Below are 13,018 nucleotides of genomic sequence, written 5' to 3'. Positions count from 1 at the left end.
GCAAAAATATGTTGGCGGGAGAAGAAATGCACAAATTGGACCAACTTGATCCGAATACATTGATTCAGCTGTCCTTTCTGGCGCAGGAGGAAATGAGGCGCCGGGGATTGGACGAATCGGGGGGCGTGGTAAATCGTGCTCCCAAGGCGGCCCGAATTTTTCAGGTACCCGAGTCGGTCAAGTATCTCGAACCCGGCCAGCTTGAAACCCTGACGCGCTCTTTTCGCGAATGGCTGCGTGCGGCCCGCGACTCGCGGACCCGTCAGGCGCGCACTCGCATCTGGCTCCTTTTCCTTCTTTTGCGCTACACGGGCATGCGCCTTGGCGAGGTCCTCGACCTCGATGATTGCGCCGACTTTGACCTCGCCCGGGGCGTGGTCATGGTCCGGGGCGACGCGCCCCGCGAAATCCCCCTGCCGATCGAGGTCGTGGACGCCCTGGTCCTCTTTTTCGAGCATCCCATGAGCATGGAGCTGCGGGGGCAGATTTTTCGCATGGACCAGGGGTACGTGCGTCGCAAGTTCTCCGAACGTGGCCTTGGCACTGGCATCCCCCGGGAGCTTTTGAACCCTCGCGTGCTCCGTCATTCCAGGGCCGTGGAGCTGCTGCGCGGCGGAGTGCCGCTGGTCGTGGTCGACGCCATGCTCGGCCACCAGAGTCCGTCCTCCCAGTACGTCAGCTTTTCCGATGCCGACACCCGGCGCATCATGAACCATTATATTTTGGAAGAAAAAAAGATGAAGACTTCAGCCAGAAACATGTTCGTGGGTCAGATCAGCGCCGTGCGCGAAGGAATGATTCTGAGCGAGGTCGAGGTGACCACCGCCTCGGGTCTGAGGGTCGTGTCCGTCATCACCAAGGAAAGTTACGAGAATCTGGGGCTGGCCATGGGCATGACCGTCATCGCGACGGTCAAGGCCCCCTGGGTGGTGCTGGTCAAGGAGGACTCCATGCTGAGGACCAGCGCCCGCAACAAGTTCTGCGGCAGGATCTCGGCCGTCAACACGGGGCAGATCGCGGCCGAGGTGGTGGTGGACCTTGCCGACGGCACCAAGATCACTTCGCTCATCACCGACGAGTCCGTGAGCAATCTCGATCTCAAGGTCGGCGACGACATCTGCGCCATGGTCAAGGCCTTCTCGGTTATCCTGACTCTTGAATGACACCTCTGCCACCTTTTGATGAGTGGGCCTGACGTCTTGCGGCGTCAGGCCCTTTTTTTCAGAATTGCACCGCCATCTTGGCAACGATGCGGTAGTCCTCCACCGGCTGGCTTCCGCCCATGTCGGCATAGACCGGGATGGGCGCGGCCAGGCCCAGCACCATGTTCAGCGGTTCGATCCTGCAGCTGAGTTCCGGGCCAAGAAAAATCATGTCACAGCCTGAATTGTAGTCCTTCTTGACCACCCCGGGCGAAACCTGCTGTGTGTTTTTCTCCTGATGTACGCCGTTCATGGCCAGTCCGGCTGTAAAGTATCTGTTCAGGGCGAAGCCGTAGCCAAGACTGTATTGAAACAGGTCCCCCTTCTCCAGATCGTGCCTTCCCTCCGTGTTGAGGGTGTACATGAGTTGTCCGTCAACGCGGGAGCGGCCGAAGACGCGCGTCACGGACACGGTGGCCTTGGGGTTCCATGACCCAGTGCTCAGTTGCAGGAAAGGGCCCATGTACGGCTGGGGACCGAATGAATTGCGGTGGTCGCTGTCGCCGGTGGGAATTTCAAGCCCCAGCCCCAGGGCCAGGGACAGAGGATCGCCTTTCTTTTGCGACAGGGCCTGCCAGCGCCCCATGATCTGGATGTCGCCCAGACCCTGGACGTCGCTCGTGTCGGTCATCCCCTTGGCGTTCTCGCGTTTGAGTTCCTTGTTGAAGGCGGTCGCCGTCAGGAGCGCCTCGAAACCCTCGAAAAGTCCTGCGCGGAAGGTCAGTTGCCCGGCGTGAGCCGTACGCCTGCGCTTTCCGAAACCGGGATCGTCCTGGGATGCGCCTGTGTAGATTCGATGCTGATCATAATAGTTGTATTTGCCGATAACGGCGAACTTCATGGGCGCGAAGACGATGCCGTCCTGAAGTGTGATCGGAGCAAGAGGCTTTGGCGATGTTGCGTTGGCGGCGTGAGCGCTCGTTCCGCAAAAGAGAAGAGATGAAAGCAGTGTCAGGAAAAAAATGCGCATGTGTATCTCCTTTTATAGTGTTGAGATACACATGCGTCATTCAGGTCGATTCAGTCCACTGCGTCACGAATTGAAGAGAAAGAGTGATTCTGTTTTTTAAATGCACATCAGTTTTCGTTACATGCTTTTCGGGCAGTAACGTTCCCATCCCATGATGCTGGCCGCTCCGGCGATCGTCGTTCCGTAAAAGATGACCGGTTTCGAATTCAGGAACATGTCGATGGATCCGTTGGCCAGGGTCGTGCCCGTGACCAGCAGCAGGTCCGCCCAGCGCATGACTTCCTCGGTGGCCCATCCGCCTTCGACCAGTGCCCCGTGTTTGACCTGCCCGATGTTGTCCGGGTCAAGGTCGAGCACGCGCATTTCAAACTCGGTGCTCAAGGCCTTGATCATGGCGGGCTGGTATCCGACCATCCCGATTTTCGGCTGGCCGTGCGCGGCGCGAATGTGTCCGGCGATGAGCTTTGAACACTCGGCGGGGCCTGCGTCCTTGCAGTGGATGGTGCACTCGGTTTGCCCCACGCAGCGCATGACCGCGTTCAGGGTGGCCACGAAAATCGCCTGGGACATGGGTTTTGCAAGGTCGAGACTGGCGATGTCGCGCAGACTTCCCCGGTAATCGCCGTAGGTGTCGGTGAAGGCCTGTCCCTTTGCTCCCTTGAAGGATGCTTCCATGAGCTTTTCCTTGCCTTTCTGGATCGGAAAGTCGTGTCCTTCCGGCTTGCCGATGGCCTGCTCGACGGTCAGCGGCGCGGCCGTGACCTCGACGCTTTCATCCATGAGCCCGGCCGCGTCCCATATAATGATTGCCCGTGCGCGGACCTGTTCCAGAATAGTCATCATTTTCTCCGTGGCATGTTCAGATTGCGGACATGCGTTTGAGGGTGAAGAGCATCGTGCCGGACAGCGTGGCGATGATGGCGCACAGCACCATGGCCCGATCCAGCTCTCCGGTAAAGACGCAATTGTAGATTTCCAGCGACAGGGTGTTGGTTTTGCCGATGATGTTGCCGCCGAGCATGAGCGTGATGCCGACCTCTCCCATGGAACGGCACAGGGCCAGGAGCCAGCTGCTCAGCACGGGCCTGCGTATGGCCGGGAGCAGGACCAGGACGAATGTCTGCCATTGCGTTTTTCCAAGAACAGCCGCCACTTCCGAGAGGCGTTTGCCCTGGCTGCGCAAGGCGGCCTCCACGGGTTTGACCATGAGGGGCAGTCCGGCGATGACCGAGGCCAGCACCAGGCCGGGGAAGGAGAAGACCACGTCGATGGGCAGCACGCGCCCCAAAGGCCCGTTTCGTCCCAGCAGCATGAGCAGGATGAAGCCCGTGGCGATGGGCGGGAAGACCAGCGGCACGGTCACCAGAAAATCGACCAACGAACGCGCGGCGCACGGTCTGCCGCACAGGAAATACGCCAGCAGCACCCCCAGAGGGAGCAGGATGCCGCCGGCCAGGGCCAGGACCTTCAAGGACAGAATGAGCGGGCCGAGGGTCCTGGGATCGGTCAACAGTTCCGTCATGACCTACAGGCCATGGGCGGCGATGATGCTCCGGGCCGTGCCGGTTTCAAGAAATTTGGCGAAATCCCGGGCCGCGTCGGGCGATGGGGAGGTTTCAAGCCGGATGCAGCTGATCGCGATGGGATTGTAGAGGCTTTGGTCCACCTCCCTGAAGCCGCCGATCTTGTCCTTTACCGCCACGGCCTGGGTGAGGTTTATGAACCCCGCGTCCACCTCGTTCGTCGTCAGATAGGTGAAGACCTGCGGCACGGTGCCAACGACCACGAGTTTGTCCTTCAGGGCGTCTGCCTGCCCGCTGTTTTCAAGATATTCCCTGGCGGCCTTGCCGTAGATGGCCCGTTTGGGGTCCGGCACGGCGATGCGCGTGACCGTCGCGGACTTCAGGTCCGCCGGTTCTTCCTTGCCGCTGGGCCAGGCCATGACCAGCCTGCCCGTGCCCAGAGGGGCGCTTTCGGCCAGGGGCAGGGCCGAAGAACGCAGGAATCCCTCCTCGCCGATGAGCATGTCGACCTTCCCGCTGGTTTGCGCCTGGCCGATGATCTGGCCCATGTTGCCGTAGATGCGCTCTACCGTGGTGCCAGATTGCCTGGCGTACGCCTCGGACAGGGCTTCGACGACGGTTTTGTAGCCCGCCCCCGAGGCGATGAGCAGGGTGTTTCCGGCCAGGGCGGGGAGGGCAAGGAAGACGAGAAGAAGAGTGAACAGCGTTTTTTTCATGGTCGGTCCTATGCGCAGACGCGGGTTGCAAGATTTTGGGAAGCGCGCCGCGCCCCCGAGAGGGTATCGCTGAGCCACTGCGGATCGTGACGGCCGTCGGTCATGGGGAAGATGGCGTCGCCAAGCTCGGCGGCTTCGTGCAGATCGTGGGTGACGAGCAGTACGGGGATGCCCAGCTGCCTGGTCAGTTGCCGAAGCTCACCGCGCAGATCGGAACGCGTGAGCGCGTCCAGGGCCGAGAACGGTTCGTCCAGCAGCAGGATGGCCGGGTCGCGGGCCAGGGCCAGGCACATGGCTGCGCGCTGCCGTTCGCCGCCGGAGACGGTGCCTGGTTTACGCTGGGCCAGATGCCGGATGCCGAAGCGTGCGAGCAGGGCGTTCACCTTGCCCTGGTCCGCACAGGAAAAGGCCACGTTTTTGGCCAGGCTGAGGTGGGAGAAGAGGGGATAGTCCTGAAAGACCATGCCGACTTGCCGCTCGCGGGTGGGCACGTCGATTCCGGCCGCCTTGTCGAAGAAGGTCCTTGCGCCAAGCTCCATGCGGCCCCAGTCCGGCGTCTCCAGTCCGGCGACGAGTCGGATGAGCGTGCTCTTGCCCGCTCCGGACGGGCCGACGATGGCCGTCAGCTCCCCCCGGGCGCAGCCCAGGTCAAGGCGCAGGTCGAAATGGGGCAGGCGTTTGCGAAGACTGATGTGAAGTCCCATGCATTGCTCCAGCGCTTGCGGTCCGAAGGACGGAAAAGGGAAGCGGACCGTGTTTGTCTGTGCTTTAGGGCAAGAAGGGATCGCGCGGCAACGAGGTCACGCACGGGGAGGGAAACGTGACCGCTCAGCCGGCCTGCGTCTGGGCGGCCAGGAAAAGGGGGTCGAGGATCTGGCGGGGGGACTCCGATTTGCGTCGGGATTCGTAGTCGATGACGGAGAGCACCCGGCCGTGGCCGAAGGCGACCAGGGTCTGGGCGAAATGGTTCACGTCTTCGAGGTCGTGGCTGACCATGACCATGGGGATGTCGAATCGCTCCAGGATGTCGAAGAGTTCGGCGCGCATCCGTTCGCGCAGGGGTTGGTCGAGCGCGGTGAAGGGTTCGTCCAGCAGGAGCAGGTCGGGGCTTGGAGCCAGGGCCCTGGCCAGGGCCGTGCGCTGGCGCTGGCCGCCGGAGATCTGGGCGGGGCGTCGGCCTTCCAGGGCCGTCAGGCCGCACAGTTCCAGCAGTTCGTCCACGCGCTCGCGGTGCGCCGCCTTCAGGGGGCCGAAAATGGGCTTGAGGCCAAAGGACACGTTGTCGCGCACGGTCAGGTGCGGGAAGAGGGCGTAATCCTGAAAGAGCATGCCGATGTTGCGCTTGCGGGCCGGGACGTTCACGCCGGAGGCGGTGTCGAGGAAGGTGCGGCCGCAGACCTCGATGCGGCCGCGCTGGGGCCGCAGCAGTCCGGCCAGGGCCATGAGGGTCAGGCTCTTGCCGGAACCCGAGGGGCCGAAGAGGGCGATGCGTCGTCCGGGCGCCTCGAAGCGGGCCCGCAGGCGAAACTCGGCGCCGGGAGCGGTCACGCGCGTGTCGATGTCGCAGGAGATGGTCCGGGCCGTTGCTTGCGGTGCGGTCCGTGGGTGCATGGATGCCTCGGGATGGGAGCTTGCGGTGCGGCTGATCACGAACATGGTCAGGCCTGCCATCGTGGTGTCAGGAGCCGCCCCGAAACCCAGAGGATGAGGGTGCAGAGCACGGAAATGAGCAGCACGAGCTGCGCGGCCAGGTCGTCGTGACCTGCCTGGGTGGCGCTGTACACGGCCAGGGACAGGGTCTGGGTGCGGCCGGGCAGGTTGCCCGCGATCATGAGAGTGGCTCCGAACTCGCCCATGGCCCGGGCGAAGGCGAGCATGGTCCCGGCCAGAATGCCGCGCGCGGCCAGCGGCAGGCAAACGCGCAGGAAAACGCGCCATTCAGGGTATCCCATGGTCCGGGCCGCGTCCTCGTACTTGCGTTCCACGCCGCCAAGGGCGGCTCGGGAGGATTTGAAGATGAGCGGAAAGGAAACCACGGCGGCGGCGATCACCGCGCCCTGCCAGGTGAAGATCAGCGTCACGCCGAAAGTCGATTCCAGCCAGCGCCCGACGAAACCGTTCCGGCCGAGCAGCACGATGAGGTAATAGCCGAGCACCGTGGGCGGCAGCACCATGGGCAGGCTCAGGATGGAATCGAGCAGTTCCTTGCCCGGAAAACGGTAGCGGTGGAAGACCCAGCCCAAGAGCACCCCGAAGACCAGGGATGTGAGGGTGGCCAGAGCCGCCACGCGCAGGCTGAGCTGCACCGGGAAGAGAAAGGTCATGTCCATTCGCATGTTCCGTTGGCGAGGGTTGGGCGGTGTTCCGCCGTGGGTGCTTGCCGGCTCTGAAGCAACAACCGGGCCGACAGGTGAGTTGTCCCCGGCGCCGCTTGATCAGTCTATAGGATTCATTAGCTTTCCGGCCCGTTGGCCACAAGGCGGTCACGGTAGCACGGAAAAGCGTGACCGGGATATGCGATGATATCCGCTCATTTTTGGACGGAATACGATGTGGATTGCTACATATTTGCAGCAGGATACATAAACGTAGATATTGTGATTGCAGATATCGAGCATTTTCGAATATTTTTGCAATGCCGCGTCATTCTCTTCCAAAGTATCCCATACTTCAGCCCTGCGCATACCGCAAACTTCGTAGCTTCAGTGTCGCAGCGGTACACGATGCGCCGTATGTCCATATCTTTGCTTCTTCATTAAATCCAGGACTTCATTCCGGCTCACCGGAGCAATTTTGGCCAGAGGAGGTGGAAGATGAATATCGCGGTCGCCAGTCGCTCCATGCAACGGAATGTCACGGATGCCGTGCCTGCGGGAATCCGTGGATAAAGGGTGCGCGTTTTGACTCGTGAGGGAAGCCTTTTGCCACGAAATCAGCGGGCCAGGGAATACAGGGCCGACTATAAACGGAGGAAGAAATGAGAGCTACAAAGCCTTTTGATGAAGTGGCCATCAGAATGTACCGGGAAGATCCCGCTTTGGCGGCGGGAATGCTCAATGCATGTCTGGAAGACGGGGATACTGAAGCATTCTTGCTGGTGCTGCACCATGTTTCAAACGCCGTTGAACTGGCGGCCAGGCATACTGACGAGGCCCTGATGGGTGTTCTCGGACACTTGGGTTCCAAGGAATGAAGAAGAAAACCTCCGACACCACAATCAACGTCCGGGGCACCAAGATCACCGTGATTCGTCGACAGGACGAGGACTACATCTCGCTCACCGACATCGCAAAGTCGAAGAATCCGGAGCACACTGACGACCTCATTCGCAATTGGCTACGTAATCGCAATACATTGGAGTTTCTCGGCATATGGGAGCAACTTCACAATCATGGTTTTAATCCCGTCGAATTCGACGGGATTAAAAAACAGGCCGGACTGAACAGTTTCACGCTCACTCCGAAACAGTGGATTGATCAAACTGGCGCGATCGGGATTGTTTCCAAAGCCGGACGCTACGGCGGAACCTATGCCCATACCGATGTGGCTTTTGAATTTGCGTCCTGGATCTCGGTGGAATTCAAGCTTTACCTCATCAAGGAATTCCAGCGTCTCAAGGAGGACGAAAATCGTCGCCTTTCCCTTGCCTGGAACCTCAACCGCACGTTGGCCAAGATCAACTACCGCATCCATACCGACGCGATTCAGACGCATCTCATCCCGAAGGAAGTTACCGCAAAACAGGCCGCTTTCGCATACGCCGAAGAGGCCGACCTCCTCAATGTTTCCCTCTTCGGCCAGACCGCCCGCGAATGGCGGGACGCCAATCCCGACAAGGACGGCAATATGCGCGACCACGCCAGCCTCGAACAGCTTCTTGTTCTCGCCAACCTCGAAAACATGAACGCCGAGTTTATCCACATGGAACTCCCTCAGGGCGACCGTTTGAAACGGCTTAATCAAATTGCCATCCGCCAGATGCAAACGCTCACCGCACGAATCGCAAAGCAGTTGGGAAGAGGGCAAAAGTGACAGGCGGGGCTACGGGAAGTTGCAAAATATGAAACTTTCTGTGCGCCTGGGCCGGATCAAGAACAGAAGTGGGAGAGTGGGGCTGGCGGTTCTTGAATTGGTCAAGATTCGATGACCCAAGAGGCGGTGCTGACTTCGCGGATCGAGGGAACGCAGGCGACAATGGGGGCGGTGCTGGAATTTGAGGCGGGGATCAAGCCCAAAGATCGAGTGGCGGAGCGGACGGCGGACATTCAAGAAGTGCTCAATTACCGCAAGGCCATGCACCGGGCTGTGGAATTGATGGACGATCTGCCTCTCTGCCAGCGGGTGCTCAAGGAGGCCCATTCCGTGCTCATGGAAGGGGTGCGGGGGAAGAGCAAGTCACCGGGTGAGTACCGCAAGGTGCCAAACTGGATTGGTTCGTATGGATGTTCCATTGAAGAGGCCAAATACGTGCCTATTTCCGCGGACAAGCTGCCTGAAGCCATGGGACGGTGGGAGCAGTTCATCCACGCGGACTATCAGGACCGTCTGGTGCAGTTGGCCATATTGCATGCCGAGTTCGAAGCTCTACATCCTTTTCTGGACGGCAACGGGCGATTGGGTCGGATGTTCGTGCCGTTGTACCTTTGCAGCATCAATCTGTTGCAGCGGCCCATGTTTTACATCAGCGCCTACCTGGAGGCCCGGCGGGACGAGTACTACGAACGACTCCTGGCAGTCTCTCGGGTCGGAGACTGGACCGGTTGGTGCCAGTTCTTCCTGGAGGCCTTGCAGTCCCAGGCCGAGGAGAACCTGCGCAAGGCCAAGGCGATTCTGGTTCTGTATGAGCAGTCTTTGGATCGTGCCCTGGAACTCATCAGATCCCAGCACGCCAAGAAAGCTATGGACTTCATTTTTTCACGACCGATTTTCTCCTCCTCATCCTTCAACAACGAGTCTGGCATCCCCAAAGCCACGGCCATACGTATCCTGAAGGTTCTGCGTGACAATGATTTCTTCATGATTTTGGAGGAACAGGTAGGGAGTAAGCTGGCAGTGTTGGGATACCAGGCGCTGCTCATCATTACGGAAGGCATGGAAGAAAGAGGGGCGGTTTAATGATTTTGCGACTCCTTTTGTCAAAAAAATGAGTCGCAAATGAATTTGTCATGCATATTTGAGTCGGAAAAAATGGGTATGACCTGCCGGGAAACTTCGGACCACTCAATTCTTGAGGGTTTCCCCACGGTTCAAGTTTTTTTTCCATACTGCCGACAGAAGTGTTCGGGCGTCATGTTGTTGAGGCTTGAGTGCGGACGAACGGAGTTGTAGTGCCGTCTCCATTCCTCAATCACAACCCTAGCCTCGGCCCGACACCGGAACTATTCCATCGTTTCGTTGCGCAGACTATGCAAGGAACGGACAAGAGCCTGGGTTTCGGATGGGGTGAAGGGGATAATTCACGCCGTATGCCCCCTGCGGGGTTGGGTGAACTACTTCCACTTCCGGAATTGCAGTCGCGTCATGACCCCTGTTCGGGCGCACATGGAACAACGGTTGCGAACACATCTGTGCAAGCGCCACAAGCGGAAGCGGCCCGAAGGCTACCAGGAATATCCCAATCGGGAGCTCTACAGCAGGTGTGGATTGGACAAAGTGCCCACCTCCGCCGGATGGACGAAAGGTGTGCGGGAAAAACTGCATGCACGGTTTGATGAGGGGAGGCTGGCGACACGGATGACCTGTTTGACACGTAGTAGCTGCGTGCGTCGAGGCGTCAAGCGAAGTCACTGGAAAACGATGGGGCCAGCTTCCTACTCTAACCATGTCTGTGTCGTGCATAGGGATTTCAAGCCGCTCATGGACTTGGCGCGATGGTTCGTGCTCGCGCGTTGCGATCTGGCAGTCCAAGTCTTTCGACTGGCGAGTCCGCAACGCTTAACTCCATCCCATGGGACAGCTTGCTGAAAGCTTGTTCGCAGCACCCTGAATGATCCTGAATCTGATTGTGCAGCAGGCTTAAGGCCGGAAGAGAAAAAAGGGTGCTCCTACCCTACGCTAAACGCGAGGTGATTTTTCGTAGAGAAGCTCACAGTTGCCAACTCCATGTGTATGCGGTTAGGATAAATTTTTACGCGTTAGAACACTCCGTCGAATTTGGATAATACATATATGGCACGTGCAGATTTGCTTAACAAGTTGATTATAGCTGGCGTTAAAGGGGATCAAGCATCTTTTAGGAGTGCTGCTGAAGCGATTATAGCTGAAGAAAAAGCTAATAAACATTTTGTTCTCGCAGATCGATTAGCAGAATCTTTGAAGATTTCTCCTCAACCCAGAGGAAATGGTTTTAGTGAAAGCAAAAATAAAGGGCTTTTTTTTGAAATTAATCCACAAAAAAAACTTGGTGAAATGATTCTGTCTGACACAGTCAGACAGATCTGTGATGAATTAGTCGAAGAGCAGAACAGGAGAGAAATATTAAGAAGTTACGGGCTTGAGCCTCGACATAAAGTGCTTTTAGCTGGACCTCCCGGCAATGGGAAGACAAGTTTGGCAGAAGCGATTGCCTATTCACTTGCGGTGCCTTTTTTAGTGGTGCGATATGAGTCGCTAATTGGTAGTTTTTTAGGTGAAACATCTTCCAGGCTGAAGCAAATATTTGAGTATGCCCGAACTACCCAATGCGTACTCTTTTTTGATGAGTTTGATACAATTGGAAAAGAGCGTGGGGATGTACACGAGACTGGGGAGATTAAGAGAGTTGTTAGCTCGCTATTACTTCAAATAGATGCTCTCCCAAGTTATGTTGTTGTAATTGCTGCGAGCAATCACCAGGAATTATTAGACAAAGCTGTCTGGAGGCGTTTTCAAGTCAGATTAAGCCTTCCTAATCCGACAATTAGTCAAATAAGTGAATGGTTAAAGAGGTTTGAAGATGAATTCAATAAACCTTTAGGATTTAAATTGAGCACATTAGCAAGAACTCTACAAGATCTTAGCTTTGCTGAAATAGAAGAATTTTGTTCTGATATACGTAGACGATATGTGTTGTCGAATTGTCAAGGTGATATAAAATCCATTGTTGGTAAGAGGTTAGAGCAGTGGAAACATCGCTCGGTAGTTCTAACAAATTTGACGTCCGAATAAACATATGGCCGAATATCCGATTCTTTTTTTTCCCAAGCGGACTTCAGCAGCCCGAGAAATTCCAAAAGGGTTTCCTGTAGCCAGTCCACATATTCCAAGCACTCATCGTCAAGCGCGAAGGATTGGTCCCAAGCTTGATGAACTTCATCGCGCCTTCAATACACAGCGAGCAGAAATATCAAAGGATACTAGAGGTATTTCTCCTGAAAATGTGATCGTACTCGAAACGATTGGTAATGTAGATACTTTTCTAATCGCATGTAATAATATAGAAGGTCTTGAATGGCTATCTGATGTTGATGAAGTAGAAATAGAGCCTGATGAAGATTTTTACGACGAAAAAAATAAAGAAAAGTTGCTTTCTGGTCGACTTTTCCTTTCAATGGCAAACCAATGTGCAATGCAAACACTGATTTCTTTATGGAAAAGGTACAGTGATAATCCTGATGCTGATTTGGGATACGGGCGTAATTCTTGGAAAAATATTTTTAAATATTTATATGATATTCGCCGTTGGAGTGTGCAAGATCGCATCAAAGAGACTTGCTTTCTTGAGAACCTTCAATTCCGCCTAGATCATAAGGAAGAACATTTGCCATTTGAGATTGAGCTTTGGTACAGAAGTAGCCGGACTTCACGGGAGTTAGCTGAGCGCCAATTGCAACTAATCGTTGAGTCGGAGGGCGGAACAGTTCGAAATATTTCTACAATACAAGAAATTAGGTATCACGCGTTGCTTGTGGATGTGCCCGCCTCCGCAGCTAGAAAAATTTTGAGTGATCTTGAGGATTTTAAATTAATTAAATGTGAACAAGTAATGTTTTTTAGGCCTGTTGGACAAAGCATTTCATTTAACTCTAACGCAGAGAGCCAACCCATTCCTCTGGTTAAAGATACTTATTTGCCTTACTTGACTGAGCCAGTGATAGCTTTATTTGATGGTTTTCCTTTAGTTGGGCATGTTGGCCTTGAGGGGCGTTTGTTGGTTGACGATCCAATGGGCTGGGGCGATTATTATAGTGCGGTTGATTGCAAACATGGTACATCTATGGCGTCTCTCATTTTAAATGATGACATAAATAGTATAAGCTCATCTTTAAAGCGTCCTCTTTATGTGCGTCCGATAATGAAGCCACGTCTGAATGTTTTAAAAGGAGAGACAGAAGAATATATTCCGGAAGATGTATTACTAACAGATTTGATTCATAGTTGTGTTCGAAGACTTTTTGAAGGCGAAAATGGAGAGGCGCCTGTTGCCCCGACCATTCGTATAATTAATTTGTCAATAGCTGATCCTACCCGACCATTTATAAGATATTTGAGTTCAACGGCAAGGTTGTTGGATTGGCTATCATTTAAGTACAATCCTAAATCCGTGAAAAAGTTGCATTGAATATACAGTTTTGAAACATTTTGCACTTGAAATAAATCAATGATATCGGTATATTGAACTTGCTTTTC

Annotated in this window: 14 protein-coding genes and 1 pseudogene; 7 read left to right on the top strand and 8 right to left on the bottom strand. The window is 55.6% G+C overall.

Going from position 1 to position 13,018, the window contains the following annotated elements; genetic code table 11:
• The first annotated feature begins 26 nt into the window (after positions 1 to 26).
• On the top strand, positions 27 to 1,163 hold the full coding sequence (locus H4684_RS12570; RefSeq protein WP_192623999.1) for a TOBE domain-containing protein: 1,137 nt from the start codon (positions 27 to 29) through the stop codon (positions 1,161 to 1,163).
• 58 nt (positions 1,164 to 1,221) lie between these two features.
• Here the strand turns inward: H4684_RS12570 and H4684_RS12565 are convergent, their stop codons facing one another.
• The 7 genes from H4684_RS12565 to modB all read right to left on the bottom strand — a co-directional run bounded on the left by H4684_RS12565 (position 1,222) and on the right by modB (position 6,741).
• Complete coding sequence (locus tag H4684_RS12565; RefSeq protein WP_192623998.1) at positions 1,222 to 2,172, bottom strand: transporter; 951 nt, start codon at positions 2,170 to 2,172, stop codon at positions 1,222 to 1,224.
• A 117-nt stretch (positions 2,173 to 2,289) separates the two neighbouring features.
• A complete protein-coding gene (locus tag H4684_RS12560) occupies positions 2,290 to 3,012 on the bottom strand; it encodes a Rossmann-like domain-containing protein (RefSeq protein ID WP_318779641.1) in 723 nt (240 codons plus the stop codon).
• Positions 3,013 to 3,031: 19 nt separating this feature from the next.
• Entirely contained in the window at positions 3,032 to 3,694 is a 663-nt protein-coding gene (locus tag H4684_RS12555) for a molybdate ABC transporter permease subunit (RefSeq protein ID WP_192623996.1), read from the bottom strand.
• A 3-nt stretch (positions 3,695 to 3,697) separates the two neighbouring features.
• Entirely contained in the window at positions 3,698 to 4,411 is a 714-nt protein-coding gene (gene modA, locus H4684_RS12550; RefSeq protein WP_192623995.1) for a molybdate ABC transporter substrate-binding protein, read from the bottom strand.
• An 8-nt stretch (positions 4,412 to 4,419) separates the two neighbouring features.
• Complete coding sequence (locus H4684_RS12545; protein ID WP_192623994.1) at positions 4,420 to 5,115, bottom strand: ATP-binding cassette domain-containing protein; 696 nt, start codon at positions 5,113 to 5,115, stop codon at positions 4,420 to 4,422.
• A 124-nt stretch (positions 5,116 to 5,239) separates the two neighbouring features.
• Positions 5,240 to 6,022: an ABC transporter ATP-binding protein gene (locus tag H4684_RS12540; RefSeq protein ID WP_192624047.1), complete on the bottom strand. Its 783-nt coding sequence runs from the start codon at positions 6,020 to 6,022 to the stop codon at positions 5,240 to 5,242.
• A 47-nt stretch (positions 6,023 to 6,069) separates the two neighbouring features.
• Positions 6,070 to 6,741, bottom strand: coding sequence for a molybdate ABC transporter permease subunit (gene modB, locus H4684_RS12535; RefSeq protein WP_192623993.1), 672 nt, complete (start codon positions 6,739 to 6,741; stop codon positions 6,070 to 6,072).
• A 647-nt stretch (positions 6,742 to 7,388) separates the two neighbouring features.
• Here modB and H4684_RS12530 point away from each other — a divergent pair.
• The 3 genes from H4684_RS12530 (at position 7,389) to H4684_RS12520 (ending at position 9,526) form a co-directional block, all read left to right on the top strand.
• A complete protein-coding gene (locus H4684_RS12530) occupies positions 7,389 to 7,604 on the top strand; it encodes a hypothetical protein (RefSeq protein WP_192623992.1) in 216 nt (71 codons plus the stop codon).
• Positions 7,601 to 8,443, top strand: coding sequence for a KilA-N domain-containing protein (locus H4684_RS12525; protein WP_192623991.1), 843 nt, complete (start codon positions 7,601 to 7,603; stop codon positions 8,441 to 8,443). Before H4684_RS12530 ends, H4684_RS12525 begins: the two co-directional genes overlap by 4 nt.
• Positions 8,444 to 8,554: 111 nt before the next feature.
• Positions 8,555 to 9,526 carry a Fic family protein gene (locus H4684_RS12520; RefSeq protein WP_192623990.1) on the top strand — a complete coding sequence of 324 codons (972 nt, stop codon included), beginning with the start codon at positions 8,555 to 8,557 and terminating at the stop codon, positions 9,524 to 9,526.
• A gap of 105 nt (positions 9,527 to 9,631) precedes the next feature.
• Here H4684_RS12520 and H4684_RS20655 read toward each other — a convergent pair.
• Positions 9,632 to 9,789: pseudogene (locus H4684_RS20655) on the bottom strand (integrase core domain-containing protein); the annotation flags it as partial.
• A 64-nt stretch (positions 9,790 to 9,853) separates the two neighbouring features.
• Between H4684_RS20655 and H4684_RS21265 the strand changes: the two are divergent.
• The 3 genes from H4684_RS21265 (at position 9,854) to H4684_RS12500 (ending at position 12,950) form a co-directional block, all read left to right on the top strand.
• Positions 9,854 to 10,375, top strand: a complete 522-nt coding sequence (locus H4684_RS21265; RefSeq protein WP_407644770.1) for a group II intron maturase-specific domain-containing protein — start codon at positions 9,854 to 9,856, stop codon at positions 10,373 to 10,375.
• A 204-nt stretch (positions 10,376 to 10,579) separates the two neighbouring features.
• On the top strand, positions 10,580 to 11,557 hold the full coding sequence (locus H4684_RS12505; RefSeq protein WP_192623988.1) for an AAA family ATPase: 978 nt from the start codon (positions 10,580 to 10,582) through the stop codon (positions 11,555 to 11,557).
• Between the two features lie 4 nt (positions 11,558 to 11,561).
• Entirely contained in the window at positions 11,562 to 12,950 is a 1,389-nt protein-coding gene (locus H4684_RS12500; protein WP_192623987.1) for a S8/S53 family peptidase, read from the top strand.
• The last annotated feature ends 68 nt before the right edge of the window (positions 12,951 to 13,018 follow it).

It is taken from the genome of Desulfomicrobium macestii (assembly GCF_014873765.1).
GTDB lineage: Bacteria > Desulfobacterota > Desulfovibrionia > Desulfovibrionales > Desulfomicrobiaceae > Desulfomicrobium > Desulfomicrobium macestii.
Note: the sequence above shows the minus strand (reverse complement) of the source record. Positions and strands in the feature narration are given on the sequence as shown.

Coding starts and splice junctions, on each gene's coding strand:
- H4684_RS12570 (WP_192623999.1), top strand. CDS start 27: ATGCACAAATTGGACCAACTTGATCCGAATACATTGATTCAGCTGTCC.
- H4684_RS12565 (WP_192623998.1), bottom strand. CDS start 2,172: ATGCGCATTTTTTTCCTGACACTGCTTTCATCTCTTCTCTTTTGCGGA.
- H4684_RS12560 (WP_318779641.1), bottom strand. CDS start 3,012: ATGACTATTCTGGAACAGGTCCGCGCACGGGCAATCATTATATGGGAC.
- H4684_RS12555 (WP_192623996.1), bottom strand. CDS start 3,694: ATGACGGAACTGTTGACCGATCCCAGGACCCTCGGCCCGCTCATTCTG.
- modA (WP_192623995.1), bottom strand. CDS start 4,411: ATGAAAAAAACGCTGTTCACTCTTCTTCTCGTCTTCCTTGCCCTCCCC.
- H4684_RS12545 (WP_192623994.1), bottom strand. CDS start 5,115: ATGGGACTTCACATCAGTCTTCGCAAACGCCTGCCCCATTTCGACCTG.
- H4684_RS12540 (WP_192624047.1), bottom strand. CDS start 6,022: ATGCACCCACGGACCGCACCGCAAGCAACGGCCCGGACCATCTCCTGC.
- modB (WP_192623993.1), bottom strand. CDS start 6,741: ATGGACATGACCTTTCTCTTCCCGGTGCAGCTCAGCCTGCGCGTGGCG.
- H4684_RS12530 (WP_192623992.1), top strand. CDS start 7,389: ATGAGAGCTACAAAGCCTTTTGATGAAGTGGCCATCAGAATGTACCGG.
- H4684_RS12525 (WP_192623991.1), top strand. CDS start 7,601: ATGAAGAAGAAAACCTCCGACACCACAATCAACGTCCGGGGCACCAAG.
- H4684_RS12520 (WP_192623990.1), top strand. CDS start 8,555: ATGACCCAAGAGGCGGTGCTGACTTCGCGGATCGAGGGAACGCAGGCG.
- H4684_RS12505 (WP_192623988.1), top strand. CDS start 10,580: ATGGCACGTGCAGATTTGCTTAACAAGTTGATTATAGCTGGCGTTAAA.
- H4684_RS12500 (WP_192623987.1), top strand. CDS start 11,562: ATGGCCGAATATCCGATTCTTTTTTTTCCCAAGCGGACTTCAGCAGCC.